At 70.6% G+C, this 7,108-nt stretch carries 7 protein-coding genes and 1 riboswitch; of the genes, 6 read left to right on the top strand and 1 reads right to left on the bottom strand.

The genetic code is table 11. The annotated features are described in order from the left end of the window. The first annotated feature begins 85 nt into the window (after positions 1-85). The gene (locus ACFVDI_RS24810) at positions 86-844 is read left to right on the top strand and encodes an NYN domain-containing protein (protein ID WP_378911450.1); all 759 of its coding nucleotides are present in this window, start codon (positions 86-88) and stop codon (positions 842-844) included. A 15-nt stretch (positions 845-859) separates the two neighbouring features. On the opposite strand, the gene ACFVDI_RS24805 is transcribed toward ACFVDI_RS24810, so the two are convergent. After that, positions 860-1,525 carry a glycoside hydrolase family 19 protein gene (locus tag ACFVDI_RS24805; protein WP_378911449.1) on the bottom strand — a complete coding sequence of 222 codons (666 nt, stop codon included), beginning with the start codon at positions 1,523-1,525 and terminating at the stop codon, positions 860-862. Positions 1,526-1,593: 68 nt separating this feature from the next. Next, positions 1,594-1,726: riboswitch (cobalamin riboswitch) on the top strand. Between the two features lie 65 nt (positions 1,727-1,791). Here ACFVDI_RS24805 and ACFVDI_RS24800 point away from each other — a divergent pair. From ACFVDI_RS24800 to ACFVDI_RS24780, 5 genes are all read left to right on the top strand, one after another. Continuing rightward, the gene (locus ACFVDI_RS24800) at positions 1,792-2,865 is read left to right on the top strand and encodes a prenyltransferase/squalene oxidase repeat-containing protein (RefSeq protein ID WP_378911448.1); all 1,074 of its coding nucleotides are present in this window, start codon (positions 1,792-1,794) and stop codon (positions 2,863-2,865) included. Beyond that, positions 2,859-3,476 carry a hypothetical protein gene (locus ACFVDI_RS24795; RefSeq protein WP_378911447.1) on the top strand — a complete coding sequence of 206 codons (618 nt, stop codon included), beginning with the start codon at positions 2,859-2,861 and terminating at the stop codon, positions 3,474-3,476. The genes ACFVDI_RS24800 and ACFVDI_RS24795 overlap by 7 nt, the downstream gene beginning before the upstream one ends. A gap of 79 nt (positions 3,477-3,555) precedes the next feature. Continuing rightward, on the top strand, positions 3,556-4,668 hold the full coding sequence (locus ACFVDI_RS24790) for a CbiQ family ECF transporter T component (protein WP_378911446.1): 1,113 nt from the start codon (positions 3,556-3,558) through the stop codon (positions 4,666-4,668). After that, on the top strand, positions 4,665-6,233 hold the full coding sequence (locus ACFVDI_RS24785; RefSeq protein WP_378911445.1) for an ABC transporter ATP-binding protein: 1,569 nt from the start codon (positions 4,665-4,667) through the stop codon (positions 6,231-6,233). Before ACFVDI_RS24790 ends, ACFVDI_RS24785 begins: the two co-directional genes overlap by 4 nt. Beyond that, positions 6,230-7,024: an ECF transporter S component gene (locus ACFVDI_RS24780; RefSeq protein WP_378911444.1), complete on the top strand. Its 795-nt coding sequence runs from the start codon at positions 6,230-6,232 to the stop codon at positions 7,022-7,024. Before ACFVDI_RS24785 ends, ACFVDI_RS24780 begins: the two co-directional genes overlap by 4 nt. The last annotated feature ends 84 nt before the right edge of the window (positions 7,025-7,108 follow it).

Genomic DNA, 7,108 nt, shown 5'->3' with positions numbered 1-7,108 from the left:
GGCCCGTCATGACGGGCCGACTCGGCGGCGGTTTTGGTCACGATGAGCCGACTCGGCGGTGGGTGGCACTGGCAGACTGTCCGGCGTGACCGAGCCGTTTCGTATCGCCCTGCTCATCGACGCCGACAACGCCCCAGCGGCCAAGATCGACGCGATCCTGAACGACCTGGCCGAGTACGGCGAGGTGACCATCCGGCGGGCCTACGGGAACTGGACCAAGCCCGAGCTCAAGGGCTGGATCGAGGAGCTGCACGACGCGGCCATCCGGCCGATGCAGCAGTTCGACCTGACCGCCCACAAGAACGCCTCCGACATGGCGCTCGCCATCGACGCCGTCGAGCTGCTGCACGCGGCGATCCCGGACGCGTTCGCGCTGGTCTCCTCCGACTCCGACTTCACCCCGCTGGTGCACTACCTGCGCGAGAAGGGGCGCGCCGTCTACGGCTACGGCCGGGAGAAGACGCCGGCCCCGTTCAAGAGCGCCTGCACCCGGTTCACCGTGGTCGAGAAGCTCGGCGGCTCCGAGGAGGAGACCGACACCGACTCCGAGGCCGGCGCCACCCCCGCCCGCAAGCAGTCCTCCTCGGCGACCACGGGACAGGTCCTGAAGCGCAACGCCCGGTTGATCCAGCTGCTGCGCAACTCCATCGCCGCGGCCGCCGACGACGACGGCTGGGCCCTGGTCGGCACGGTCGTCTCCCGCATCCGCAACCAGTCCTCCGAGGACCCGCGCAACTACGGCTACGCCACCTGGACCAAGCTCATCAAGGCGATCGACCTCTTCGAGCTCAAGGACGAGGGCACCTCGGCGATCGCGGTCAGCGACAAGCGCAACAAGAAGTGACGTACGTCTGCAGGTCTAGGACGCGTCCGCGGTGAGGTCCTGGTCGTCTGCCTTCTTCGGCTTCGGGCGGGTGCAGTCGATCCCCTTGGGAACCGAGCCGTCGAGGTGCTTCAGCGCGGCCTTGAAGTCGCGGCAGCGCTCGGCGTCCTCCTCCTTGTTGGCGGGATAGCCGATCGCCGCGTTGACCTTGCCCATCTCGAGGGCGTCGGCGAGCGGGTTGATATCGCGGGCGACGGTCCAGTACCACCGCGAGATCGGCGCGCTGTGGTCCAGGGACCGGGCCAGCTCGGGGCGGCGGCGAAGGTCGATGCCGAAGTAGGCGCCGGCGTCGGTGTAGTTGGCCTCGCCGGTCAGCTGGATGTAGCCGCGGCCGGCGTACTTCCGCTTGTCGTGGGGGCCCTTGGCGTCGTGGTGGAAGGAGCTCTCGTTGGCGAGCGTGGCCAGGTAGGCCGCCTGCCGGTAGGAGGTCGTGATCCGGGCGTCGGACATGGCCCGGTTGAGGGTCGGCAGCCCGGTCTCGACGGTCTTCCTGTCACCGACCTTGTCGCCGAACATGGCAACCAGATCGGCGTACGTGACCGAGGTTCGAGCCGGTGCCGCGACGGCCGTCGTGGCTGGGCAGAGGGAGAGCACGGTGGCCGAGATCGAGGTTGCGACAAGGCCGAGAATCCTGTGGCGCATGGGGACAGAGTGACTGCTCGACGGCGATCCCGCAAGCAGGGACGACCCGGCATAAGATGACCCCCGAATCAAGCAGAGCCTCAATCAACACACGCCGTGGTGGGGGAAGCCGGTCGAATCCCGGCGCTGACCCGCAACCGTAGGCCCAGGACATCGGGTCCTGGGCGAGCCGGAGCACCTGCCGACGGGCGCGTACTGACCTGACGCTGTCGTGGAAAGCAGCGGGTCGGCCCTGGGCCTTCCCGACGAACAGCGCGGAAGGAACCATGAAGAAGACCGTCATCGGTGGCATCGCCGCCGCCCTCGCCCTCACCTCGCTCGCCGGCTGCGGCGAGAAGGCCGTCGAGGAGGGGGAGAAGCCCACCTACGACGCGAAGGTGTCGACCTCCGTGGCCGACTGGCTCGTCGCCCAGGCGCCGAAGGGTGTGGCCCGCAACGCGCAGTACGGCACCGACGACTTCGGGCTCAGCGCCGACATCGGGATCGCGCTGGCCGAGGTCGGTGGCTACGACGAGGAGATCGCCACGATCGCCGCGGCCGTGATGGAGAACAAGTCGGCTTACACCTCGCCCGGGTTCGGCACCGTGACCTCGGCCGGGGCCACCGCGAAGGCGCTCGTCCTCCAGCAGAACATCGACGCCTCCGACCCCGGTCTGCTGAAGCAGCTCGAGGGCACCGTCGGTGAGAACGGCCGCATCGCCGACAAGCTCGACCCCGAGAACAAGGAGGCGGCCGACTACTCCAACACCATCGGGCAGTCGTACGCCGTCTGGGCACTGAGCAACGCCGAGAGCAAGAAGGCCACCGCCGCCGCGGATTTCCTGGCCGGGCAGCAGTGCGAGGAGGGCTGGTTCCGGGTCACGTTCACGGCTGACCCCGCGGCCGCCGACCAGACCTGCGACGGTGACCCGAAGGCCGCTCCGGATGCCGACGCCACCGCGTTCGCGTTGATCGCGCTGTCCTCGGTCGCCTCTCCCGAGGCCGAGAAGGCCGTCGAGGCTGGCGTCGAGTGGCTGAAGGAGACCCAGGCGGAGGACGGTTCGTTCAAGGCGGCGACCGGCAACATCGCCAACTCCAACACCACCGGCCTGGCCGGGTGGGCGTTCGGTCGCGCCGGTGAGACCGATGCTGCCGAGAAGGCCGCGACCTGGGTCTCCGAGCACGTCGTGACCTGCGGTGACGACATCGGGGCGGTGGCCTACGACGACGCCGCCCTGGCCGAGGGCAACACCAAGGGGCTGACCAAGGAGTCCGAGGGGATGTACCGCCTCGCGGCCGCCCAGGCGCTGCCATCCCTCGTCTTCCTGCCCAAGGACGCGACCACGAAGACCGCGTGCTGAGCCTACGGTCCGCGATGGTGGCCCTGGCGATCCTCGCCGGGGCCACCGCACCCGTCCTCACCCCGGCTTCGGCTTCTGCCGCAGAGGCATGTGACGGCGTCACCGTCGTCGTCGAGCCCAACGCGCTGGGCGGCGACCCCGAGGTCACCTGCGTCCGGCCCGAGGAGGGCGACACCGGTGCCGACCTCTTCGAGAAGGCAGGGCATCCGCTCACCTACGTGACCTCGATGCCCAGCGTCGTCTGCCGTGTCGACGGCCGGCCGAAGACCGCCGGCTGTGCCCAGATGCCTCCCGCCGACGCCTACTGGTCCCTGTGGGTCACCGACGAATCCGGGGCCTGGAGCTATGCCTCCAGAAATGTTACCGAAATCAGCGTGACCTCCGGGCAGGGTGTTGCGTTCACGTGGATAGACGACGATGTCGTTACCGCTCCGGCGACGGTGCTTGGGGATGCTGTGGGGGCGCCCTCAAGCCCGTCGCCGGAGTCATCTCCGGAGGACTCACCCTCTGACTCGACCTCCGAGCCCCGGCAGCTGCCCGTCTGGGTCGCTCCCGCCGGGATCCTCGCCCTCTTCTCCGTCGCCGGTGTCGTCTGGTGGCGTCGGCGATGAGCGAGCGTCAGCGAGCGAACAATGGATCTTTCATCGGACCGCGTCCGTACCCTGGCGCATGCGCTACGGAGGCGGTCCGATGAGCACCTTGATTCGCGAGGCCGCGATCGCGCGCCTGCCCCGTGATCTGCACCCCGTCGCCTGGTGGGTGTGGGCGATCGGGCTGGCTGCGTACGCCTCCTTCACCACCAACCCGCTGCTGCTCCTGCTCTTGGTGGGGGTGGTCTCGGTCGTGGTCGCGGCCCGTCGCGGTGAGCAACCGTGGGCGAAGGCGTTCCGGCTCTACGTCGGCCTCGCCCTGTTCATCGTCGCGACCCGGGTGCTCTTCAGGGTGCTCCTGGGCGCCGTGCCGGGTCATGTGCTCATCGATCTGCCCGAGATCCCGCTTCCCGATTGGGTGCTCGGGATCCGGCTGCTCGGGCCGCTCACCCGCGAGGCGCTGCTCGCGGGCCTCTACGACGGTATGCGGCTCGGTGTGATCGTGATCTGCGTCGGTGCGGCCAACGCACTGGCCAACCCGAAGCGACTGTTGCGGTCGCTGCCGCCCGCGCTCTACGAGATCGGCACCGCCGTGGTGGTGGCGGTGACCGTGCTGCCCCAGCTGGCCGAGTCGGTGCAGCGGGTCCGCGCCGCGCAGCGGCTGCGGGCAGGGGCGACCGGAAGGGTCAAGCGGCTGCGCCGCTTCCTGGTGCCGGTGCTCGAGGACGCCCTGGAGCGGTCGATGGCGCTGGCGGCCGGCATGGACACACGCGGCTACGGACGTACGGCCGGGATCCCGGCTGCCACCAGGCGGGTCACCTCGGGGCTGATGCTGGTCTCGCTCGTGGGTCTCTGCGCCGGCGTCTACGCGGTGCTGGACGGGACCACGCCCGGCTGGCTGGCGGCCACCATGCTGGTGCTCGGCGTCGGCTCCGCGGCCATCGGGCTGAGGCTGGCCGGTCGCCGGGTGTCGCGGACCGTCTACCGGCCCGACCGGTGGCGCTGGCCGGAGGTCGTGGTGGCGCTGAGCGGCGTGCTGGTCGCGGTCGTGGGCTGGTGGGTCGCCCGGTCGCAGGTCCCGGTGGCCTTTCCCGGGGTGAGCACCGCGCCCGGGGTCACGCTGACGGCCATGGCAGGAGTGCTCGTCGGGCTGGTCCCGGCGGTCGCCGCGCCGGTGCCGGCATCACTCGTCGAGGAGGAGACAGCCGCATGATCGAGCTGCGAGGGATCACGTTCACCCCGCCCGACTCCTCCGAGCACGTGCTCAAGGACGTCGATCTCACCATCGAGGAGGGCGAGCTGCTGCTCGTCTCCGGCCCCACCGGCTCCGGGAAGTCGACGCTTCTCGGCGTCATCGCCGGCCTGGTGCCCCGCTTCTCCGGCGGCGTGCTGGAGGGTGACCTGCTGCTGGACGGCGCCTCGATCATCCGTACGCCGCCGCGCGAGCGCGCCGGGATCATCGGCTACGTCGGTCAGGACCCGGTGGCCGGCTTCGTCACCGACACGGTCGAGGAGGAGCTGGCCTACGGGATGGAGCAGCTCGGGCTCCCGCCGGCGACCATGCGGCGCCGGGTCGAGGAGACCCTCGACCTGCTCGGCATCGCCGAGCTGCGGCAGCGGTCGCTGCGTACGCTCTCGGGCGGGCAGCAGCAGCGCGTCGCGATCGGCTCCGTGCTCACCACCCACCCGCGGGTGGTCGTGCTCGACGAGCCCACCTCCGCCCTCGACCCCACCGCCGCCGAGGACGTGCTCGCCACCATCACCCGGCTCGTGCACGACCTCGGCACCTCCGTGGTCCTCGCCGAGCACCGCCTCGAGCGCGTCGTACCCTTCGCCGACCGGATCGCGCTCCTCGTCGGCGACGGCTCCGTCGCTGTCGGCGACCCCGCCGACATCCTCGAGGACTCGCCCGTCGTGCCGCCGCTCGTCGAGCTCGGCCGCCAGCTCGGCTGGTCGCCGCTGCCGCTCACGGTGCGGGATGCGAGGCGGCGGGCGCGGGGGGTGGCGCTTGCCGACCGCGTCGGTCATCTCGAGATGACCGACGCCGTGGCCCTGAGCGCCCGCTCGCTCACCGTCACCCGAGGGCGTACGCCGGTCCTGCACGAGGTCTCGATCCGACTGCCCGCAGGGCGGGTGACGGCCCTGATGGGACGAAACGGCTCGGGCAAGTCGACGCTGCTGTGGTCGCTGCAGGGCACCCAGAAGCGCCTGGCCGGTTCGGTGGACGTCGGTGGCAAGGATCCGGAGACGCTCGACCCCGAGGCGCGACGCGCGCTCGTGGGCCTGCTGCCGCAGAGCGCGGCGGACCTGCTCTACCTGGAGACCGTGGCCGAGGAGTGCGACGCCGGCGGCCCACGGACCAGGGAGATCCTGGACAGCCTCGTCCCGGGCATCCCCGACGACCAGCACCCGCGCGACCTCTCCGAGGGTCAGCGCCTCGCCCTGGCACTGGCACTGATCCTGAGCGCCGACCCGCCGGTCGTGCTCCTCGACGAGCCCACCCGCGGCCTCGACTACGCCGCGAAGCATGCCCTGTCCGAGATCCTTCGCGACCTCACCGGCGCGGGCAAGGCGATCCTGGTCGCGACCCACGACGTCGAGTTCGTCGCCCAGGCCGCCGACGACGTCGTGGTGCTCGCCGACGGCGAGGTGGTCTCCGCCGGCGACGTACGCAGCGTCACCGCCGAGTCGCCTGCCTTCGCTCCCCAGGTGAGCAAGGTCTTCGGCCTGGGCTGGCTGAACGTGCGCGAGATCGTCGAGGCGGTGGGGGAGGGATGATCAGGTTCTCTCCCCGCACGGCTCTCCTGCTCGCGATCATCTCGGTGGCCGGGCTGATGATGTTCGCCTGGCCGCTGCTGCTCCACGGCTACGAGCGGGTGCAGCCGCCGTTCATCTTCCTCGCACTGCTGCCGCTGATGCTGGTCGTGCTGCTCAGCGAGCTCGCGGTGGGCGGGATCGACACCCGGATGATCGCGATCCTCGGTGTGCTCAGTGCGATCGAGGCCGTCCTGCGCGCCGTCTCCGCCGGCACCGGCGGGGTCGAGCTGGTCTTCTTCATGCTCATCCTCGGAGGCCGGGTCTTCGGGCCCGCCTTCGGCTTCGTGCTCGGCTGCACGAGCCTGTTCGTCGCCGCGCTGGTCACCGCCGGCGTCGGGCCGTGGCTGCCCTATCAGATGCTCGGCGCGGCCTGGGTCGCGATGGGAGCCGGACTCCTGCCACGCGCGAGCGGTCGTCGCGAGATCGGGCTGCTGGCGGCGTACGGGATCCTCGCCTCCTACGCCTACGGACTCCTCCTCAACCTGCAGGGCTGGCCGTTGCTGACCGGGGTCACGGTCCCCGGCACGAGCGGCAACCTCTCCTACGAGCCCGGTGCCGCGCTCGCCGAGAACCTGGCGACCTTCCTGCGCTACACCCTGGTCACCTCGACCAGCAGCTGGGACACCGTGCGAGCCGTCACCACCGCCGTGGCGATCGCTCTCCTCGGCCCCGCCGTGCTCGCCACCCTCCGTCGAGCCGCTCGCCGAGCCATGATCACCCCCGCCGAGGCGTCACCCCGGTCGGTCGAGTAGTCGCTCCCGTCGGCCGAGATCTGGCCGGCACCGCACGTGTAACACGTCGTTCGTAGGACTATCCGGTCGTTCCGATAGGGCGAG

The sequence above is a fragment of the Nocardioides sp. NPDC057767 genome (genome assembly GCF_042798275.1).
Classification (GTDB): Bacteria; Actinomycetota; Actinomycetes; order Propionibacteriales; family Nocardioidaceae; genus Nocardioides.
Note: the sequence above shows the minus strand (reverse complement) of the source record. Positions and strands in the feature narration are given on the sequence as shown.